The 18,887-nt window shown below is 61.5% G+C and carries 18 protein-coding genes; 6 read left to right on the top strand and 12 right to left on the bottom strand.

All coding sequences use genetic code 11. The annotated features are described in order from the left end of the window. The first annotated feature begins 195 nt into the window (after positions 1-195). Complete coding sequence (locus E2I15_RS37685; RefSeq protein ID WP_137476816.1) at positions 196-963, top strand: thioredoxin domain-containing protein; 768 nt, start codon at positions 196-198, stop codon at positions 961-963. Here the strand turns inward: E2I15_RS37685 and E2I15_RS37680 are convergent. The 6 genes from E2I15_RS37680 to E2I15_RS37655 are packed head-to-tail and all read right to left on the bottom strand — an operon-like array spanning position 899 to position 7,969. Then, positions 899-2,014 carry a hypothetical protein gene (locus tag E2I15_RS37680; RefSeq protein WP_137476815.1) on the bottom strand — a complete coding sequence of 372 codons (1,116 nt, stop codon included), beginning with the start codon at positions 2,012-2,014 and terminating at the stop codon, positions 899-901. The genes E2I15_RS37685 and E2I15_RS37680 overlap by 65 nt on opposite strands. Continuing rightward, on the bottom strand, positions 2,011-2,541 hold the full coding sequence (locus E2I15_RS37675) for a c-type cytochrome (protein ID WP_137476814.1): 531 nt from the start codon (positions 2,539-2,541) through the stop codon (positions 2,011-2,013). The genes E2I15_RS37680 and E2I15_RS37675 overlap by 4 nt, the downstream gene beginning before the upstream one ends. After that, a complete protein-coding gene (locus E2I15_RS37670) occupies positions 2,538-3,068 on the bottom strand; it encodes a DUF3341 domain-containing protein (protein ID WP_137476813.1) in 531 nt (176 codons plus the stop codon). The genes E2I15_RS37675 and E2I15_RS37670 overlap by 4 nt, the downstream gene beginning before the upstream one ends. Then, positions 3,061-4,413 (bottom strand): NrfD/PsrC family molybdoenzyme membrane anchor subunit, encoded by a 1,353-nt coding sequence (gene nrfD, locus E2I15_RS37665; RefSeq protein ID WP_170991397.1) that lies wholly within the window; start codon positions 4,411-4,413, stop codon positions 3,061-3,063. Before nrfD ends, E2I15_RS37670 begins: the two co-directional genes overlap by 8 nt. Next, positions 4,410-7,316: a TAT-variant-translocated molybdopterin oxidoreductase gene (locus tag E2I15_RS37660; RefSeq protein WP_137476812.1), complete on the bottom strand. Its 2,907-nt coding sequence runs from the start codon at positions 7,314-7,316 to the stop codon at positions 4,410-4,412. The genes nrfD and E2I15_RS37660 overlap by 4 nt, the downstream gene beginning before the upstream one ends. Continuing rightward, positions 7,313-7,969 (bottom strand): cytochrome c3 family protein, encoded by a 657-nt coding sequence (locus tag E2I15_RS37655; protein ID WP_137476811.1) that lies wholly within the window; start codon positions 7,967-7,969, stop codon positions 7,313-7,315. The genes E2I15_RS37660 and E2I15_RS37655 overlap by 4 nt, the downstream gene beginning before the upstream one ends. A 118-nt stretch (positions 7,970-8,087) precedes the next feature. Here E2I15_RS37655 and E2I15_RS37650 point away from each other — a divergent pair, with 118 nt between their 5' ends. From E2I15_RS37650 to E2I15_RS37630, 5 genes are read left to right on the top strand one after another with little or no spacing between them, the layout of a single operon-like run. Further along, positions 8,088-8,441: a hypothetical protein gene (locus tag E2I15_RS37650; protein ID WP_137476810.1), complete on the top strand. Its 354-nt coding sequence runs from the start codon at positions 8,088-8,090 to the stop codon at positions 8,439-8,441. Between the two features lie 35 nt (positions 8,442-8,476). After that, positions 8,477-9,418 carry a cytochrome c oxidase subunit II gene (gene coxB, locus E2I15_RS37645; RefSeq protein WP_137476809.1) on the top strand — a complete coding sequence of 314 codons (942 nt, stop codon included), beginning with the start codon at positions 8,477-8,479 and terminating at the stop codon, positions 9,416-9,418. Further along, positions 9,415-11,022: a cytochrome c oxidase subunit I gene (gene ctaD / locus E2I15_RS37640; protein ID WP_137476808.1), complete on the top strand. Its 1,608-nt coding sequence runs from the start codon at positions 9,415-9,417 to the stop codon at positions 11,020-11,022. Before coxB ends, ctaD begins: the two co-directional genes overlap by 4 nt. Beyond that, on the top strand, positions 11,015-11,659 hold the full coding sequence (locus E2I15_RS37635) for a cytochrome c oxidase subunit 3 (protein ID WP_137476807.1): 645 nt from the start codon (positions 11,015-11,017) through the stop codon (positions 11,657-11,659). The genes ctaD and E2I15_RS37635 overlap by 8 nt, the downstream gene beginning before the upstream one ends. Then, positions 11,656-11,931 (top strand): cytochrome C oxidase subunit IV family protein, encoded by a 276-nt coding sequence (locus E2I15_RS37630; RefSeq protein ID WP_137476806.1) that lies wholly within the window; start codon positions 11,656-11,658, stop codon positions 11,929-11,931. Before E2I15_RS37635 ends, E2I15_RS37630 begins: the two co-directional genes overlap by 4 nt. A 4-nt stretch (positions 11,932-11,935) precedes the next feature. On the opposite strand, the gene E2I15_RS37625 is transcribed toward E2I15_RS37630, so the two are convergent. The 6 genes from E2I15_RS37625 to E2I15_RS37600 all read right to left on the bottom strand — a co-directional run bounded on the left by E2I15_RS37625 (position 11,936) and on the right by E2I15_RS37600 (position 18,821). Further along, positions 11,936-13,165: a c-type cytochrome gene (locus tag E2I15_RS37625; protein WP_137476805.1), complete on the bottom strand. Its 1,230-nt coding sequence runs from the start codon at positions 13,163-13,165 to the stop codon at positions 11,936-11,938. After that, on the bottom strand, positions 13,158-14,936 hold the full coding sequence (locus tag E2I15_RS37620; protein ID WP_137476804.1) for a GMC family oxidoreductase: 1,779 nt from the start codon (positions 14,934-14,936) through the stop codon (positions 13,158-13,160). The genes E2I15_RS37625 and E2I15_RS37620 overlap by 8 nt, the downstream gene beginning before the upstream one ends. Before the next feature lie 9 nt (positions 14,937-14,945). After that, positions 14,946-15,674, bottom strand: a complete 729-nt coding sequence (locus E2I15_RS37615; protein WP_137476803.1) for a gluconate 2-dehydrogenase subunit 3 family protein — start codon at positions 15,672-15,674, stop codon at positions 14,946-14,948. A 151-nt stretch (positions 15,675-15,825) separates the two neighbouring features. After that, positions 15,826-16,023 (bottom strand): hypothetical protein, encoded by a 198-nt coding sequence (locus tag E2I15_RS37610; protein WP_137476802.1) that lies wholly within the window; start codon positions 16,021-16,023, stop codon positions 15,826-15,828. 14 nt (positions 16,024-16,037) lie between these two features. Further along, positions 16,038-16,472: a PPC domain-containing DNA-binding protein gene (locus E2I15_RS37605; protein ID WP_137476801.1), complete on the bottom strand. Its 435-nt coding sequence runs from the start codon at positions 16,470-16,472 to the stop codon at positions 16,038-16,040. Positions 16,473-16,499: 27 nt separating this feature from the next. Beyond that, on the bottom strand, positions 16,500-18,821 hold the full coding sequence (locus E2I15_RS37600; RefSeq protein WP_137476800.1) for an FdhF/YdeP family oxidoreductase: 2,322 nt from the start codon (positions 18,819-18,821) through the stop codon (positions 16,500-16,502). Positions 18,822-18,887 lie beyond the last annotated feature (66 nt).

The raw sequence follows: 18,887 nt of genomic DNA, 5'->3' as shown, positions 1-18,887 counted from the left end.
CATGAGCGCGTGCGGCATTTGAGGGGGTGTCTGCGCGGCCGGAATTAGGAACCTGCGCGACAAAGAGGCGTTCCAAAGCCGCGCGTTTGGAACCATCGTCACGCGGTAATCCGCAATCCCGAGGGAATTTTGCCGACCGAATGCCCAATCGAGGCTTCTGACAGGCAGGGCCGCTCCCAGATCTTGACGTGGATCATGATGGTCAGCGCCTGCTTGGCCGTTTCTTTGCCAGCGCAAGCCGGTGTCGCCAGCTCCGAGCTCGGCCAGGTCGCTCTCGCTCCCCGCGCAAACGCGTTGCTTCCCTTGCTTGTTCCCATGAGCGACGAGAGCGGTCGCATCGCGCCATTGCGTAGCTGGCTCGGAGGCGTCCCGACCGTCTGGATACTGGCCGACTTCACCTGCGAAACGCTTTGCGGACCGGCGATATCGATCGTTTCCAATGCGCTGGCAGACACCGGCCTGAGGGCCGGTCAGGACTATCGGCTGATTGTCGTCGGCTTTGATCCCAAGGACGGGGCGGCTGAAGCACGGACTATGAAAAGCAAACAGGTAAGCCCGAGGGGTGGATTGCCCGAGCACAGCTATTTCCTGCGTGCTGCCGCGCCAGATATCGGGACGCTGAGCGATGCGTTTGGGGTTCAGACACTCTATGATCGCGAGCATGATCAATTCGCCCATCCCGCGGCAGCTTTCGTCGTCACGCCGGAAGGGCGGATCTCGCGCGCTCTCTCGGCCCTCTCGGTTGATGCGGCGAGCCTGCGCCTCGCACTGGTCGAGGCGAGCCAAGGGCGCGTCGGGCGCTGGACCGATCAGATCCACCTGCTCTGCTATGGATTCGACCCCGCAAGCGGCGTCTACACGCTGGCAGCGAGCCGGCTGCTGCTCGCCGTCTCCTCGATCAGCGCCATTGTCCTTGCCCTGTTGATCGGACTTCTGTTTCGCCGCGAGTTCGCGGCCAGATAGCCACGATCGGCCCATTCTCTTCCGGCGCTCGCGCGAGGACCGCTTCGAACGCCAGCCAGAATACCAAGCCGAGGAAAACTCCTGCGGCGATCAGCATTACAGCGGTCACAGCAGGTAACAGCCCGTGAATGGCAGGAAGGATGAGGATCGCCGATTCAAGTCCCCGCATCGCCAACGTTAGCGTGCACAGAGCCAGCAGCCAGTGCGGATCGGATCGCACCTTGCTGCTGAGCATCGCGCAGAATGGAAAGACGAACTGACCGAGGGAGAGTACCGCCAGGGCGAACTGCCAACCATGCTCCGACCGCGCCAAATACCAGGTGACTTCCTTGGGAATGTTACCCGACCAGATGACAATGTATTGCATGGCATGGATGTAGCACCACAGCAGCAGCACCGCGAGCAGCAGGCCGCTATAGCCGCGGCTCGGCCCGATGGGACGCGGCGACAACAAGCCGGCCGCTACGACGAAAGCTGTTCCGTTCACTAATGTGAAGCTGAGATAGATCAGGCCATAGATCGACGAGTGAAACTCGGGTTCCAGAGATTCGACCCAATCGATGCCGGCGAACGATATGAGCAGCACCCCGACGATCACACCAGCCGATGCCGCGCGCACCATCGCCTCATCATTGCGCCAGGATCTCCTAAGCCATGCAGAGAGCCCGATCCAGACGGCAAAATAGAACACGGTCCGCAGCACAAAGAACCACGGCGTGAACCAGTGCGCCTTGAACGGTGGCAAGGAAGCTCCATCGGCGATTGCGGGATAAATATCCTTCATGAGGAGCAGAACCGGAATGAAGGTCAGCGCAACGACCGGCAAAAGGCCGGTCGCCGCGACGAAGACGGGATGCAGCGCCTCGGTCCAGCGACGCCGCACCAGATAGCTGGTCATGAAGAGGATCAGCGATCCGATCGGAATTGAGCCCCAGGCGATCCAGGCAACAAGATAGGCCGCAACTGTCGATCGGGCGTCGACCGCAAAGCCGGCGATCAGCACGAGACCCGCAACCACGGCTGCAATCGTTGCGCTACCGCGATATCTCACGGCGCGGCCTCCAGCTTGGACCGCTCGTCCGCCGGCACATCGTCGAGCGAAGCATGGCGGCTGACCTGAAGCGCGCGGATGTAGGCGACGATCGCCCAGCGGTCGGCCGCCGGCACCCGCGCAGCGTAGGAATACATCGCGCCATAGCCGTTGGTGATGACGTCGAAGAAGTGCTGGTCGTCAGCGGCAAGCAAACGTTCGTCATGATAGCTGGTCGGACGCGGCATGCCGCGTTGCACGATGATGCCAGTTCCATCGCCGCCACCGCCGTGGCATGGCGAGCAAAAGATGCCAAAACGCTCCTTTCCTCTCGCAAGCAGCTCAGGCGTGAGCGCCGGCTTGGTCTGAGCGGCCTTCTCCCGCTCGGGGTCATCGCGGGCGATCGTATTGGTTGGCGGTGGGCGCAGCACGCTGCCGCGGAATAGGGGCGCGCGGGCATAGTCGCTGTAGCGCGGCTGCTCGTCCATGTTCTGGTCACATCCAGCAACCAGTCCGGCCAGCACAACGACGAGCGCAAGTCTGGTCATTTCGGCACAAACTCCACCGAGAGCGCGCCGATCCCCCTTAGAAAGTCCGACGTCTCACCTGCGCTGAATTGGTCATCATCCGCATTCACGCAAAGGAAGAAGCGGTCCCTGCTGGCGCGGTGGAACCGTTCCGCGCCGAACACGGGGTAATTGAGCCTCGGTAGCCCGTTCTGCCAAAGCATCGCGATCAGCATGGACAGTGCCGAGAACAGGATCGTGAGCTCGAACGTGACGACCGCAAAGGCCGAGATCGCATAGACGGGCCGACCGCCGACATTGAGCGGGTAATCGTAATTGACGTAGAGCTGCATCAGCAGCGCAGTGCTCGCCCCGGCAATTGCCCCCGCCAGGCCTACGAAGGAAATGCCTGGACGCGGCATGTGCAGAATGCGGTCCAGTCCCTCGACCGGAAACGGCGTGAAGGCGTCGAGATGACGATAACCGGCCTCGCGCGCTTCCCGGGCTGCGGACATCAACGCTTCGGGCGTACGAAACTCCGCAAGCAGGCCGTACGCGATATCAGCCATGTTGCTCCTCCTGTTCCTCGTGGAGAAGCTCTTTCGTCTCAAAGATCGAAATCATGGGAATGACCCTGATCGCGATTAGGAATGGCATCAGGAACAGGCCGATCGTGCCGAAATAGGTCGACCAGTCCCAGAACGTCGGCGTGAAATGGCTCCAGGAGGAAACCAGAAAGTCGCGATAGAGACTGGTGACGAGGATCATATAGCGCTCGAGCCACATCCCGACCGCAACCGACACCGAGATCAGCAGCAGCACCCATCCCGTCCGCCGCACGGTTTGCCACCAAAGGGCCTGGAGCGGAATGAAATTGAAGATGACTGCGCCCCAGTAAGTCCAAGAGTAAGCGCCGGTAAAGCGGTCGGCCAGGGTCTGGAGCTCGTGCTTGTCTCCGGAATAGAAGACATCGAACACTTCGAAGACGTAGCCATAGGCCGTCATCAATCCGGTCGCCAGCAGGACTTTTCCGAGCAGATCGAGATGATCGTCGGTCACGAGGTTTTCGAGACCGAACCAGGAGCGTAGCGTCACGGCAATGATGGAAACGACAGCGAATCCGGAAAACGCAGCTCCCAGGACGAAATACGGCGGAAAGATCGTCGAATGCCAGCCCGGGATCTGCCCGGCCGCAAACAGCAGCGAGACTTCGCTATGGACCGACACAACCAGTGGGACAGCGAGCCCGGCCATCAGCCGATAAGTTTGCGACCAGCGCGACCAATGCTTGGCAGATCCGCGCCACCCGAGCGCTGTGATGCCGAAGAAGATCTGCCAGCCACGTCGGGTCGCCCGGTCACGCGCGGCAGCAAGATCAGGGATCAGGCCGGTGTACCAAAAGGCGAGCGACACGATGAGATAGGTCATCACCGCCCAAATGTCCCATTCCAGCGGGCTGCGGAATTGCGGCCACACGCCCATCGTCGCGGGATAGGGAAACATCCAATAGACATACCAGGGACGACCGAGATGCAGCAGCGGATAAATGCCGGCGCAGACCACGGCGAATAGCGTCATCGTCTCCGCGAAACGATTGAGCGAGTTGCGCCATTCGCTGCCGGTGAGAAGCAGCAGCGCAGAGATCAGCGTGCCTGCATGGCCGATGCCGAGCCACCAGACATAGTTGTGGATCGCAAAAGCCCAGTTCACGGGGATGTTGATGCCCCAGATGCCGACACCGCGCGCGAACAGTTCGACCGCTGAGACCAGCAACAACAGCAGCAAGGCGCTCGCAAACAGCATGGCGATGAGCCAGCGCTGCTCGGCGGGGAAATGAAGGGGAATGCCGGTGAGCTGGTCGGCAATGCCACCCATGCTCTGGCGCGTCGGCAGAATGTCCGATTGCTCGCTCATCCCTGCCTCGATTCCGTCTCGTCCTCGCGCCAGCGCGCCAGATAAGTCGTCCGCGGCCGCGTTCCCTGCTCTTCTAACAGGACGTAATGCCGTCCATCGCGCTTCAGACGCGCGACCTCCGAGTTCGGATCATTGATGTCGCCGAACACGATCGCCTTGGTGGGGCAGGCCTGCTGGCAGGCAGTGACGACCTCGCCATCACGGATCGGCCGGTTCTCCTTGTCCGCGGCGACATGCGCTGCCTCGATGCGCTGGGTACAATAGGTGCATTTCTCCATGACGCCACGCGAGCGCACGGTGACATCGGGGTTGTGCGCAGCATGCGTCGGCGAATCCGCTGGCGCGCGATAATCGTAAAAATTGAAGCGCCGCACCTTGTACGGGCAGTAGCTGGAGCAGGTCCGCGTCCCGATACAGCGGTTATAGACCATCTGATTTACGCCTTCCGGACTGTGCGTCGTGGCATGGACCGGGCAACCCATCTCGCAAGGCGCATCCTCGCAATGCATGCAGGGCACGGGCTCGAAGAAGCTGCGAGGCTCAGCGATGTCGCCGGTGTAGTAACGCGCTATGCGCAGCCAGTGCATTTCGCGGCCGGCTCTCACCTGGTCCGCCCCTACGACAGGCACATTGTTCTCAGCCGTGCAGGCCGCCACACAGGCGTTGCAACCGATGCAGCTATCGAGGTCGATCACCATGCCCCAGGCATTCTTTGCCGAAGGCCAGGCGGCATAGAGACTTGCCTGACCGGTCGGCGACTGCTCGGATGCTTGCTTCACTTCACCAGGGCTAACCTCCCGCGCGAAATCAAAGCCCTCCATGCGACGATGCAGCTGCGTCACAGGGAGATCCTCACGCGTATCCAGCTTGCGCAGGCTCCCCTGCGTCAGCCACGGGTCGGCGTCGGGACGCACCTGGTAGGCATCATAACCAAGCCCATCACCCACGCGTCCCGCGCGGGTCCTGCCGTAACCCAGATAAAGCGCGACCGTATTGTCGGCCTGCCCTGGCATGACCCAGAGGGGCCCGTTGATGCGACGCTTTCCGATTGCCACCACGGCATGGTCGCCATTGGTCGCCGCAAGGCGCTTTGCCAGCGCCGGACTTACCGCGATGACATTGCTCCATGTCACTGTCGTGAGCGTCTTGGGAAGCTCCTGAAGCCAGCCGACATTGGCGAACCGGCCATCCCAGGTCGTCGGATCCGGCTTGAATACGATGTCGAGGTCACCAGCAGTACCGGGCGGCGCCATCGCGTCGGCCACAGGCGGCGGCACCGCGACGAACGGTGCTGCGCCCGCCACGAAGCCATCATGCAACGCCTGCTTCCAGCGCAGCTCGAATGTGTCGCCAAAGTTTTGCCGCCAGGTCTCGCGGACAGCGGCATCCGAAGACGGATCAGTCTCCCCGAGCAGCATTGCGAAAATCTGATGCGCCGTCCTGACGTCGTAGAACGGCGAAATGACCGGCTGAAGGATCGTCGCAGTGCCATCGAGGGCCTTCGCATCGCTCCAGCTCTCCAACGCATGCGCCAGGGGAAGCTGCCACTCGCACTTCTGACCAGTCTCGTCCCGCTGCAACCCTATGTGGAGCGACGAGCGGACACGCGTGATAGCCGCGCCAAGCTCCAGCTCTCCCGGACCGGTGTAAGCCGGATTGCAGTCGAGCACGATGAGAGAGGTGACGTGTCCGGCATTGATGTCCGACACCAGCGCGGCCAACGTTCCGGTGTCCGGGGGGCCCCCAAGCGACGCAGTCAGCTTCAACGTCTCGCCACCATTGCCGAGCTGTTGATTGATCCGGGCGGTCCAGAGGGCGGTTGTAACGCCGCCGCTCAATCCCGAGACGAACAGTGACCGCCCCGTCTTCTCCTTGCAGGCATCGGCGACGCGCGCGATCCAGTTGGCTTCGACTTCCGTCAATTCAGGCCTCGATGCGTCGGCAACGCCGAGTGCGCCTGCAAGAGCTTGCGCGAGGGCCGGCATTCGCCTCGCGTCGGCAATCAGGCGCTGGTTTGCCAATGCGCCGGTTGCCGACGGGACACTTTCGGCCATGAACAACCGGTTGCCCGGCCGATCGCCAAACCGTCGCCGAGATTGCGACCAGCCAAAAGCGTTGCGTACCTGGTCGGGGCCCGGCCCAAGAAAGTCTTCATCGAAGCCGACCACGACATCGCAGTTAGAGAGCTCGTAATGCAGATCGACTACTTGCCCATAGACCGCAGTCGTGATCTGCCGCCTGGCTTCAGGTCCCGTCGCCGCATGGATGTGAACGCGGGCTTTTGGAAACTGCTTCTGGAAGGCATCGATCTGCCGCAGCAGTGTCGGCGACGTGGTGGGGCCGAGCAGCAGGCGCATCCCATCACCCTGATCGGCCCGCCAGTTCTCGCGCAGTGTTCCGATTGCCGATTCCACATCGGCCCAACTCGCGGGCTCGCCATGCCGGCTCGGTGCGGCCGCGCGATCCGGGTCGTAGAGTTGCAGCACCGCGCTCTGCATGAAGACGTCGCTGCGGCCGCGGGTGACCGGATGATCCGGATTGCCGTCGAGCTTGGTCGGCCGTCCCGCATGGGTCGTTGCGATCACAGGCTGCGCGTAGCCGTCGAGCAAGACAGCGGTCGCGTAATAGCGCGGCAGCCCGATCATTTCGCTCTCGGGCTGGTCGACATAGGGCAGCGCGGCGACAAACGAGCTCTTCTCGCATCCGGTCAGTCCGACCAGCGCGAAAGAGGCACCCATCAGTTTCAGGAATTGACGGCGCGCCGTTGTCGGTAACTCCAGGGCGGCGGGATATTCCGCTTCGATGAACGCGCGAAACTGGGGATCGTTGGAGAGCTCCTCGATGCCTGCCCAGACCCGCGGTTCGGCTGTCGCCTGGGATAGATTGTCGATGCGGCGCTTCATCGATGACACACATAGCAATGGGTCAGTTCACCGAACCGAATGCCTTCATGGGCCGCAATCGCTTCCCCTTCCTTGCGCGCATTTGCCGGCGGGCGCCAGGCCATGTCGGTGACGTGATCGGAAGGACGCAGACGCGGCGCCGGATCGCGATGACAATCGATGCAGAACTCCATCGTGAACGCCTTCGCCCGATAGGTCAGCGCCATCTGGTCGATGCGACCATGGCAGCTCTCGCATCCGACGCCCTTGGCGATGTGGATGTCGTGACGAAAGAAGACGTAGTCGGGGAGTTTTGCGACACGTGTCCATTGGATCGGGATGTCATGAGCCAGGCTCTCCCGCACCGGTTCCAGCATGGCCGCATTGGTCCAGATTTCCGAGTGGCAGGTCATGCAGGTTTCGGTCGGTGGGAGGCCGGCTCTTGGGCCCGTCTCGACATTGCTATGGCAATAGCGGCAATCGATACCGAGTTCCCCGGCATGATGGCGATGGCTGAACGGAACGGGTTGCTGCGGACGGATGTCGGTCTCGGTCATGTAGGCCGAGCGCGCAAAGCCGACGACAGCAACTGTGCTGCCGCCGACCAGCGACAGGCCGCCGATCAGAAAGAGGCGCATCCATGTGTCCGCCACAGGAGAGAATAACTGGACCATTCCCGCTGTGACCCGGTGGCGAGTTGTCGGGGCGGCAATGCCGCCGCCGCCCGTTAGTTCCTAACTAGGAACGCTATTCGACCCCCGGCATTGTCCTGCCGCGATCGAGGGCAGCAACATGGCGGACAGCAAGCGCTTCGACTACGAGCGGTCGGACGTTGGGATACGCCTTGTCGGATGGCTCGCAGGCGGCCTTGCGATCTTCATCGTCGTCACCCCGCTCATGCTGCCGTGGATGTTTCCCCTTTCTAGGACAACGACCACGCCTGCGGGCCGACCCGCGCTGAGCGCGAGCGCGCCGCCGCTCGAGGTCGATCCCCGCGACGCGCTCCGGCGATCGCGTGAGGATGATGCGCATTTTGCGCAAAGCTACGGATGGAGCGATCGCCAGCGCGGAGCTGTCCGGATCCCCGTCGACCGCGCGATCGATATCCTGCTACGGAAAGGTTTGGCTGGATGGCCGTCGCAATGACGCGATCCCAGGCGTATTGCCGGAGCTCATCTTAAATGTGGCGTGAATGGATACCGTTCTGGCGCCCCGGGCTGTCGCCGCAAAGCGGCGACGTCGACCTGCTGTTTGCCGGCCTTCTGATCGCAAGCGCGCTCGTCCTCGGCCTGCTGTTCTTCCTGCTCATATTGTTTTGCGTGCGATATCGCGCCGGCAATGAGATCGACCGTGGGCACCGCACCTCCAAGAGCTGGCACTGGGAAGTCAGCTGGACCGCGGCATCCTTCATCTGCTTTCTCGGCCTGTTCGTGTGGGGCGCGAGCGTCTATTTCGAGATGTACAAGACACCAACAGACGAGTTGGTGGTCTTCGTCGTCGCCAAGCAGTGGATGTGGAAGACGCAACACGCCGGTGGCCAATCCGAGATCGATGCGCTGCATCTGCCCGTCAAGCGGCCGGTCCGTCTCGTCATGGCGTCGCAGGACGTCATTCACAGCTTCTTCATTCCGGCGCTGCGGCTCAAGCATGACGTCGTCCCCGGCCGCTATCAGGACATCGAAATCGAGGTCGACAGACCGGGTAGCTATCATCTCTTCTGCGCGGAATATTGCGGCACGGATCACTCCGGCATGATCGGCGAGATCGTGGCCATGGAGCCGGCCGATTATTCCCGTTGGTTGAAGCAGCAGGCCCCCGCAAGCCCGCTTGCCGACGAAGGCGGCGCGTTGTTTCGTCAGCTCGGCTGCAGCAGCTGCCACGGCAATGGCAGCCAGGTGCGAGCCCCGCCATTGGAAGGACTGTACGGCAAGCCCGTTCCGCTTTCCGACGGCAGCACGGTGATCGCGGACGACAAGTACATCCGGGATTCGATCCTGCTGCCGCGCAGCCAGATCGTCGCCAGCTATCAGCCGCTGATGCCCTCATTCGAGGGCAAGGTCACCGAGGACCAGCTGCTCCGGCTTGTCGTCTACATCAAATCGCTCGCGGGGCGCCCATCATGAGCGAGAAGAACTATCTCACGACCGACTACACGCTCAGATCCTGGTTCCTGACCACGGACCACAAGCGTATTGCGATCCTCTATTTCGCGAGCCTCATCTTCTTCTTTTTCATCGGGGGTGCGGCCGCCACTGCCATCCGGATCGAGCTCGCCACTCCACAAGCCGATCTCGTCAGCTCGGACATCTACAACCGCCTTTTCACCATGCACGGTATCATCATGGTGTGGTTCTTCCTGATCCCGTCCATCCCCAATACGCTCGGCAATTTCATTGTCCCGTTGATGATTGGCGCGCGCGATCTCGCCTTCCCTCGCCTCAACCTGTTGAGCTGGTACATCTTCATGCTTGGTGGCTGCACCGCTCTGTTCGCAATTTTCGCCGGCGGAATCGACACCGGCTGGACGTTCTACACGCCGTTTTCGAGCCTTTACTCCAACAGCTATGTGATTGTCGCGGCGGCCGGCGTGTTCATCGCAGGCTTCTCATCGATCCTGACCGGGCTCAACTTCATCGTCACCATCCACCGCCTGCGCGCTCCAGGCCTGACCTGGTATCGGCTCCCTCTGTTCCTGTGGTCGCTTTATGCGACCTCCGTCATCCTCGTGCTGGCGACGCCGGTGCTGGCGATCACACTTCTCCTGATGGCCACCGAACGCTTCTTCGGCGTCGGCATTTTCGACCCCCGGATCGGCGGCGATCCGCTGCTGTTCCAGCATTTGTTCTGGTTCTACTCCCATCCGGCCGTCTACATCATGATCCTGCCGGGCATGGGCGTAATCAACGAGCTGATCTCGTGCTTCTCGCGCAAGCCGGTGTTTGGCTACAAGTTCGTGGCATGGGCGAGCCTCGCAATTGCCGGCGTCGGCTTCCTGGTGTGGGGCCACCACATGTTCGTCAGCGGCCAGTCGCTGATCGCAAGCCTGGTGTTTTCCTTCATGAGCTTCATCGTTGCGGTGCCCTCCGCCATCAAGGTGTTCAACTGGACCGCGACGCTGCATAAGGGCTCGCTGCGTTTCGATGCACCCATGCTCTATGCACTGGCGTTCATCGGCCTGTTCACGATCGGAGGCCTCACCGGTCTGTTTCTAGCCTGCCTTGCCTTCGACGTCCACGCGACCGACACCTATTTTGTCGTGGCGCATTTCCATTACATCATGGTCGGGGGCATGGTGACCGCCTATTTCGGCGGCCTGCATTATTGGTGGCCGAAGATCACGGGCCGCCTCTATGCGGAATATTGGGCGCGTACGGCCGCCGTCCTGATCTTCTTCGGCTTCAATCTCACTTTCTTTCCGCAGTTCATCCTGGGCGCGGAAGGAATGCCCCGACGCTATCATGTCTATCCGCCGGAATTTCAAGTCTGGAATGTGCTGTCGTCGGGAGGCGCCGTGATTCTCGCGGTCGCCTATCTGATGCCGCTAGTCTATCTTGGTTACTCCGCCTTCTTCGGGGCCCGCGCGCCGGCAAATCCCTGGAACGCACCCGGACTGGAATGGCAGACGTCCTCGCCGCCGCCCGAGGAGAATTTCGCGACACAGCCCGTGGTCACGCGCGAACCGTACCAATACAACGAAGCGTTTGAGGCGGAGCCGCAAAATGCCTGAGCCGCGCGCCTTCGCCTCCCAATATGTCTCCATGCCTCATCGTGACCACAGTGCCGAGCTCGGCATGTGGGTGTTCATTGCGACCGAAATTCTGTTGTTCGGGGGTCTCATCCTTGCCTATTTCGTCTACAGGCACGCGTTTCCCCAAGCCTTCGCAGAGGGCAGCCGGCATACCGACATCCTGATCGGGACGATCAACACGGCCGTTCTCCTAACATCCAGCTTCCTGGTGGCATGGGCCGTCGAGATCTTCTCGCCCGCCACCGTCAAAATCGTCACGTGGCTTCTCGTCGGCGCCGCGTGCCTTGGCCTCGCGTTCATCGCGCTCAAGGGGATCGAGTACGGCAAGGAATATCACGAGCATCTGATTCCCGGCGTCGATTTCCAGTTCGCGGGCCCTCTCGCCAATGGCGTCCAGCTGTTTTTCGTCTTCTACTTCATCGCGACGGCGATCCATGCCGTGCACATGCTGATCGGGATCTGCATGTTGCTCACGCTTGCAATCATCAGCCGGAGGGCGCCAACGACACGCCATCACACGGCACTCCACAGCGCGGCGCTCTATTGGCACTTCGTCGACGTCGTCTGGATCTTCCTGTTCGCGCTGATCTACCTGCCCGGGCGAGGTGCGCCATGACACAATGGCGACCACCTCTGGCGCTCGTCGGTGCGTGGCTCGGCTTGCTGGCCTTGTTGGCACTGACGGTCGCACTCGCCTATGTCCCGCTCGGGGCTGGCAATGCTGTCGTGGCGCTGAGTATCGGTACCATCAAGGCAGGGCTGGTCGCCGCCATCTTCATGGAGTTGCGGCACCGGAACGGCTTGACGCTCGTTTTCGCGGGCGCCGGGCTGTTCTGGCTCGGCATAATGCTCTGGCTCGGGTTGATGGATTTCATGACGCGGACGTAAAGCTTCAGTTGGTTCGCGCGTCCAGTGCCGCGCGTTCCTTCCCGACGTCATCCTGGCTGACCGGCGGGGCCTTGCCCCAATGATTGCGAACATAGCTTGCCACGGCAGCCACCTGCTCATCGTTCAATTGCCAGCCAAAGGCCGGCATGGCAGGGCCAGTCGGCTCACGGTCGGTCGCAACGCTTTTCGCACCTTGCAGGATCACGCGCAGCACCGTCGTCGGATCCCCGGTGTTGACGGTGGCGGCATGGGTCAAATCCGGAATGAGGTTGGGCACGCCTGTGCCATCCGACTTGTGGCACGCGGAGCAGAGATCCTGGTAAATCGCGCCGCCTGCGGTCAGCACCTTGGCGCCGGCCGAATTGCCGGCCGCGGGCTTGGGTCCGGGCACATCTTTCAGGTACGTCGCCATCGCCTTGACGTCGTCGTCCGTCAGCTTGGACGTCGAGAGCTCGACCACCTCACCCATAAGTCCTGCCGCGGCGGCAAATCGATTGTGACCGGTTTTGAGGTATTGCGCGACATCGTCAGGAGACCATTGCGCGAGCGGTCCTTGTCCGCTGGTGATATCCGGGGCGACCCAGCCCTGAAGCGTATAGCCTTGCAGGGGCTTCGAGCTCTCGTCCCCGCCCAGAATGCTCTTCGGCGTGTGGCAGGCGCCGCAGTGGCCGGGGCCCTGGACCAGATAGGCTCCCCGATTCCATTGCTTCGACTTCGACGGCTCGTCTTTGAACGTGCCTGGCGTGAAATAGAGCTCGTCCCAGACAGCCATGGCCATTCGCTGGTTCAGCGGAAACGGCAGGTGGTTCACGGTCACGGGATTGCGCACCGGATCGATCGTCGACAGGTAAGCCCGAATGTCCTTCACATCCTCCGATGTCATGCGCGCGAAATACGGGAAAGGCATCGCCGGGTAGAGCCGCTTGCCGTCTCGGCGGCGTCCGTTGCGCACCGCCGCGTCGAATTCTTTGTCGCTCCAGGCTCCAATCCCTGTCTCGCGATCCGGTGTGATGTTGGGTGCGACCAGCACGCCAAACGGTGTCTCGATCGGGCGACCGCCGCTGAAGGGATGATCACTGCCGGGAATGGTATGGCAACTTTCGCAGTCCGCTGCGCTGGCGAGATAGCGCCCGCGTTTCACGGCGGCGAAATCCTGCAAGCCCGCGCCCATGGCCCCGCAAATGCCCGAAGCGAGCACGAGCGTGGCGAGGGCGAACTTCGCGGCTCTACGCATTGATCAGTTGCCCGGGGTTCTTGAGATATTTGGAGCGGATCGCATCCGCGGCCCAATAGGCAAGCGCAGCGACCGTTCCGGTCGGGTTGTAACCGGCGTTCTGCGGAAAAGCGCTGGCACCGAGCACGAACAGATTCGGCACATCCCAGTTCTGGAGATAGCGATTGAGCGCGCTCGTTCCGGGATCGTTTCCCATGATCGCAGCACCGCACAGATGGGTCGTCTGGTACTTCGTGACGTCGTACGGCGCCTTGCGGTATTCCTTCACGACCTGTCTTGCGCCCATCGCCTGGAAGATCTCGGCGAATTTGTCGGTCAGGAATTTGTTCTGCTTGATCTCGTTGTCGTGGAAATCCATCGTGATCCGCGCCAGCGGCCGGTTGAAGCGGTCCTTGTAGGTCGGATCGAGATCCACATAAACGTCCCGGTAGCTGTACATGCTGCCATGGACACCGGTGCCGGGCTTCATCGCGCTTTGATAGTTCTCCTTCACGGCCTTCTTCCATTGCGCGCCCCACAGCGGCGTTCCCGGCGGCACCGGGGTCGTTTCAATCGGCCGGCCATTGGTCTGGATCTGTCCCATATAGCCGCCGCCCACGAAGCCGTGCGGACCATGGTCGAAATTGTCGCCGTTGAACTCGTCAATGCACATCCCGATCGCACCGGACGCAATGAAAGGGTTGAAGACGAACTTGGCAGGGTCGAAAAAGCTGACGACGTCGGAAATCGTCTGGTGGGTGAAATTGCGGCCGACCACCCCTGTGTTGGCCACTGGGTCGTAGGCCTTGCCGATTCCGGACAGCAGAAGGAGCTGGACGTTGAAGATCGCGAATGCGGATAGCACGACGAGATCAGCCGGCTGCTGCCACTCTTCGCCTGCGGCATCCACAAACGTCACGCCGGTCGCGCGCTTGCCCGAACTGTCAAGGTTGATCCGCGTGACCTCGCTGTTGTCCCGCGCCGTAAAGTTTACCTTGCGGACCAGCGCCGGCAACACCGTCGTCTGCGGCGACGCTTTCGAGTAGTTGCCGCAGCCAAACCATTCGCAGAAGCCGCAATAAGTGCATGGCCCAAGTCGGACACCTAACGGATTCTGGTATGGGCGAGACATATTCCCTGAAGGCTGCGGGAACGGCTTGTAGCCGAGATCGCGGGCCGCCTTGCCGAACAGCGTGTGTCCGAACGGCTGCTCCTGCGGCGGATTTGGATAGGGCCGCGAGCGCGGTCCCTCGAAGGGATTACCGCCCTCCATGATTGTGCCCTTGACGTTACCAGCCTGGCCGGACGTGCCGCAGAGATATTCGAACCGGTCGTAGTGCGGTTCGAGCTCGTCATAGGTGACGCCCAAATCCTGGATGGTCATGTCCTCGGGCAAAAAGCCCGCACCGTAGCGCTCGGTCAGATGCGTCTTCAGAACGAAATCCGACGGCAGGAAGCGCCAAGTTTCCGCATTCCAGTGCACGCCGCCTCCGCCGACGCCGTTCGGCGGCATGAACGCACCCCAACTCCTGATCGGCAGCGCCGTCTGGTCCATCTTGTTGCGGAATGTAAACGTGGTCTGGCTTGGACTGAGGAACAGCTCGTGGCGAATGCGATAGCGCAATTCGTCGGCCGCATAGCCGGGTGGATAATCTGTGGCCGTATTACGCCAGGGACCGCGTTCGATCGCGATCACATCCAGGCCGGCATCCGCGAGCTCATAGGCCATGATCGAGCCGGTCCAGCCCAGTCCGATGATGGCAACGTCCTTGCGCGGAAGCTTGCGGCCCATCTGAAACACTCACGATTTGGCTGGAGTCCAATCGGCTCGCCCGGCAATACTGACGGGCGGATGCGGATAGCGCTCATTGTGGCGACCGACCCAGTCGCGATAGTCGTAGCGGATGCCGGGAAAGCCAATCATCTTCCAACCGACCATGTCGCGATTGCCGCCATGAATGGGGTCGGAGAAAAAGCCCTCCGGAATATCCTTCAGAAGCGCGGAGAAGAAGCCTTGGGCGTCGACACCGTCGAACTTGATCTCGCCCGCCTCGATCTTCCGCAACACGTCGTCCTGCGCAGCGGAATCAAGCTCCGCAAAGGTCTTGCCGCTCTGCGTTGACTTGCAGTGCCTGTCGAGGGCCGCCAATCCCTTGCGATAGAGCTCGCCGGGCGTCAGCTCCGATTGCGAGCCTTGCTCTTTTGTGCCCTTAACAAAAGGTCCAAGCGTGTAGAGGCCGTGGCTTGCGCCATAGGGCCCCTTGAGCTGACGGTCGATGAAGACGGCGCAGCCTGCATCCTTGCCGCCCGGCGTATCCGGATCGGATGGAATGATCCGATCCGCGATCGCCTGCATCGCACGAGCCTCGTCCAGACTGAAGAATTGCCACGGGCCTGGCCGGACCCATTCGGGCGTCGAACTGGGATAAGGCGACCATGGCACATGACCGTGAATGACGCCAGCCCGCGTGAGCGATGTTGTGCCGGCAAGGCAGGCCGCCAGCGAAACCAGAAATGTCCGTCGCCGCATTGGGGGGATCCAGTGAGCTGTTCCGCCAACGAAACCGGGGCGCGCCCGTTCCTACGCCATTCCCAGTCTTTAGTCGGACCTGACCAATTCCGGATCAGCTTCCTTCGTTCGCGCCTACCGCGCAGTAGATCGATCTCACAATTCACCGCTTCTAGTCCCGTTGAGCCTGAGGGGGCGACTTGTCGTTCACCTGTTGGACGTGATAGCCGGCTGGAAGCAGACGACCACCTTCCTCATCTGCGACGGGAACATCCGTCACAAGGCCTTCGATCAACGCCGCCTCCCAGACTTCCTTTTCGGTCGCGAACGGATTGCCGATCTGCCGATCTCCTTCAAACAAGGCGTACATAATGCCTCCAATGGCTAGATGCTGATGAGCGCGATGCCGAGTTCAGGACGCTTCTTGCGACGCAAATGCACCACCGTCTCCGTGATCGTCACCTCGAGCGTCGGCTGCACCAGGCCGGAGAGAAGATGGCCACCGCGCACCGTGCCGTCCTGCAGCCCAAGCACCGCGTGAAGATGCAGGCTGGCCTTGCGATCGTCTCCCTGTGCGACGTCACCGAGCAGGCTCAACACCTCGCATTGCTCGCCGACCTCGATCGGCTTGTAGGTTTTTGCAGCAAAGTCAAACCAGCCCACTTTGGCTTGCGAAAAGGCTCCGATCGCGAACACGGACGCGCCCGTGATCTTCTCACGCTCCGCAAACTCCGTGATCGACTTGAAGGCTTCCTCACCTGGATCGAGCACGAGAACGAAGGTTCGCTCGGCGCCGTCATTGAACGATTTTGATTTCATCGGGCATTCCATCTTGGAGGCTGGCATTCAGTCGGTCGCGATAGGAATCTCTCCGCCTTCGATGATCTCCGGAGGAACATCCTTGAAAACCCGTACCGGAACCGATTTGGCCGCAGGCACCTTGCTGCCTGCCGCGTAGTGCCACAACGGGATCAAGCCGTTGCATTCAGGGTAATAGCCTGCAATCGTCCTGCGCGGGATGTCGTAAGGCACGACCTGAAGCTCGCTCAGGCTGCGCTCGACGCCGTCACCAGCCTCAGTCACGAGGGTGACGGTATCGCCCGACTTCAGGCCATCCGCCTCCATGTCGGCGGAATTCATCAGGATGACGTAGCGGCTGCCCTGGATGCCGCGAAAGCGGTCGTCCTCGTTATAGATCGTCGTGTTGAACTGCCCGTCGGCGCGCATGGTCATCAATTCATAGACGCCGTCGCTCTCCTGTGGCGGCGCAAAGGCGGTCTTCGGAACGGTGAAGTTCGCCTTGCCGTTTGGCGTCTTCCACTTGCGTTCTCGCGCCCCCAGCGGCCGTGGAAAGCCGCCGGGCTCGAACATGCGCTTGTTGAAGTCCTTGAACTGGTCGGGATAGGTCCGCTCTATGGCATCACGCACTTTCGAATAATCGCCAGTCCAGGCGTCCCAGTCGATCTTTGGATTGGGCCTCAGCGTCGCCTTGGCGAGGCCTGCGACGATTGCCGGCTCGGACAGAGCGTCTTTGGCCACCGGCTTGCGCTGACCACGCGAGCCATGAATACACGCGGTGGAATCCTCCATCGAGACCGCCTGGGCGCCGCTTGCTTGCTCGTCGATCTCGATGCGGCCAAGGCACGGCAGGAGATAGGTGACTTCTCCCGGCACGATATGGCTGCGATTGAGCTTGGTCGCGATCTGCACCGACAGGCGCAGGCCGGACCAGGCCGGGTCCATCAGCGACCGTTCCGGGATGGCGCGCACAAAATTGCCGCCAAGGCTGACGAAGCCGCGCACATCTCCCTTCAAAATGCCCTGGCAGGCGTCCACGGTCGTCAGTCCATCCCATCGCGGCGGTTCGAACCCATAGAGCTCGGCGAGCTTGTCGAGTGGCACGAGTTTTGTCTTTTCGGAGATGCCGACGGTGCGCTGACCCTGGACGTTGGAGTGACCGCGGATCGGCGAGATGCCGGCCCCGGGCTTGCCGATATTGCCGCGGAGCAGCAGCAGGTTCACGATCATCTTGGCAGTCTCCACGCCGTGCTTGTGTTGGGTCACCCCCATCCCGTAATTGGCGATCACCGCATTGGCAGCCATGTAGGTGTTCGCGGCGTCGAGCATGGCCCCCCGGGAGAGCCCCGATACGCGCTCGATCTCGTGCCAATCCTGGGCGCGACAGAAGGCGGCAAACTCCTCATATCCGGCGGTGTGTTGCTGAATGAAATCGACGTCAACGACGCGCGCGCTTCCGTTTGCCAGAGCCAGATCGTCGGACTCGATCACCCATTTGCAGATGCCGACGATTGCCGCAGCGTCTCCGCCGATCCGAACCTGATGGTATTGCGAGCTGATGCGCGTACCGCCCGCGATCATCTGTACGGGGCTTTGCGGATTGACGAAACGCTCCAGCCCACGTTCGCGGAGCGGGTTGAAGGTCACGATCGGCACGCCGCGCTGGGCCGCTTCCTGCAACGGATGCAGCATGCGGGGCGCATTCGTGGTGGTGTTGTGGCCGAAGAAAAAGATGCAATCGGTGTGCTCGAAGTCCTTCAACAGCACCGTACCGACCGGAGATCCGATCACCTGCGGCAGCGCCACCGACGTCGTCTCGTGGCACATGTTGGAGCTATCAGGAAAGTTGCTCGTACCGTACATGCGGCCGAACAGTTGGTACATGTAGCTCGCTTCCAACGAGGCGCGGCCGGACGTGTACATGATGACCGAGCGGGGATCGAGCCTGTTGAGCTCGCTGCCGATCTCGCGAAATGCTTCGGACCAATCAACCGCCACATATTTGTCGCTGGCCGAATCGTAGCGCATCGGATGGCTCAGCCGTCCCTGCTCTTCCAGCTGGTGATCGGACCAGTTCCTCAACTCGGTGAGCGTATGCTGTGCAAAGAACTCCGGCGTGACGGTTTTGCCTGTTATTTCCCAAGCAGTCGCTTTGGCGCCGTTCTCGCAGAACTCGAACGGATGCGGGCTTGCAGGCTTGGCCCAGGAGCAGCTCACGCACATGAAGCCGCCGGGCTTGTTCTGTTTCAGCAGGATCTCGCTGCCGAGGATCGCGACCTCTTCCTGCGTGAGAATGTGCATGACGGCATTGAGCGAGCCCCAGCCACCAGCCGGCGCATCATAGGTTTCGACTTTTGCTTTTTGCCGCATGGCGGGCCCTTCGATTGCAAGCCCCCAACGGGAAACCGGAGCCGGCATCGCTGGTTCCTCCGCAAC

This window comes from Bradyrhizobium sp. BR2003 (assembly GCF_009720285.1).
GTDB classification, from domain to species: Bacteria; Pseudomonadota; Alphaproteobacteria; order Rhizobiales; family Xanthobacteraceae; genus Bradyrhizobium; species Bradyrhizobium elkanii.
Note: the sequence above shows the minus strand (reverse complement) of the source record. Positions and strands in the feature narration are given on the sequence as shown.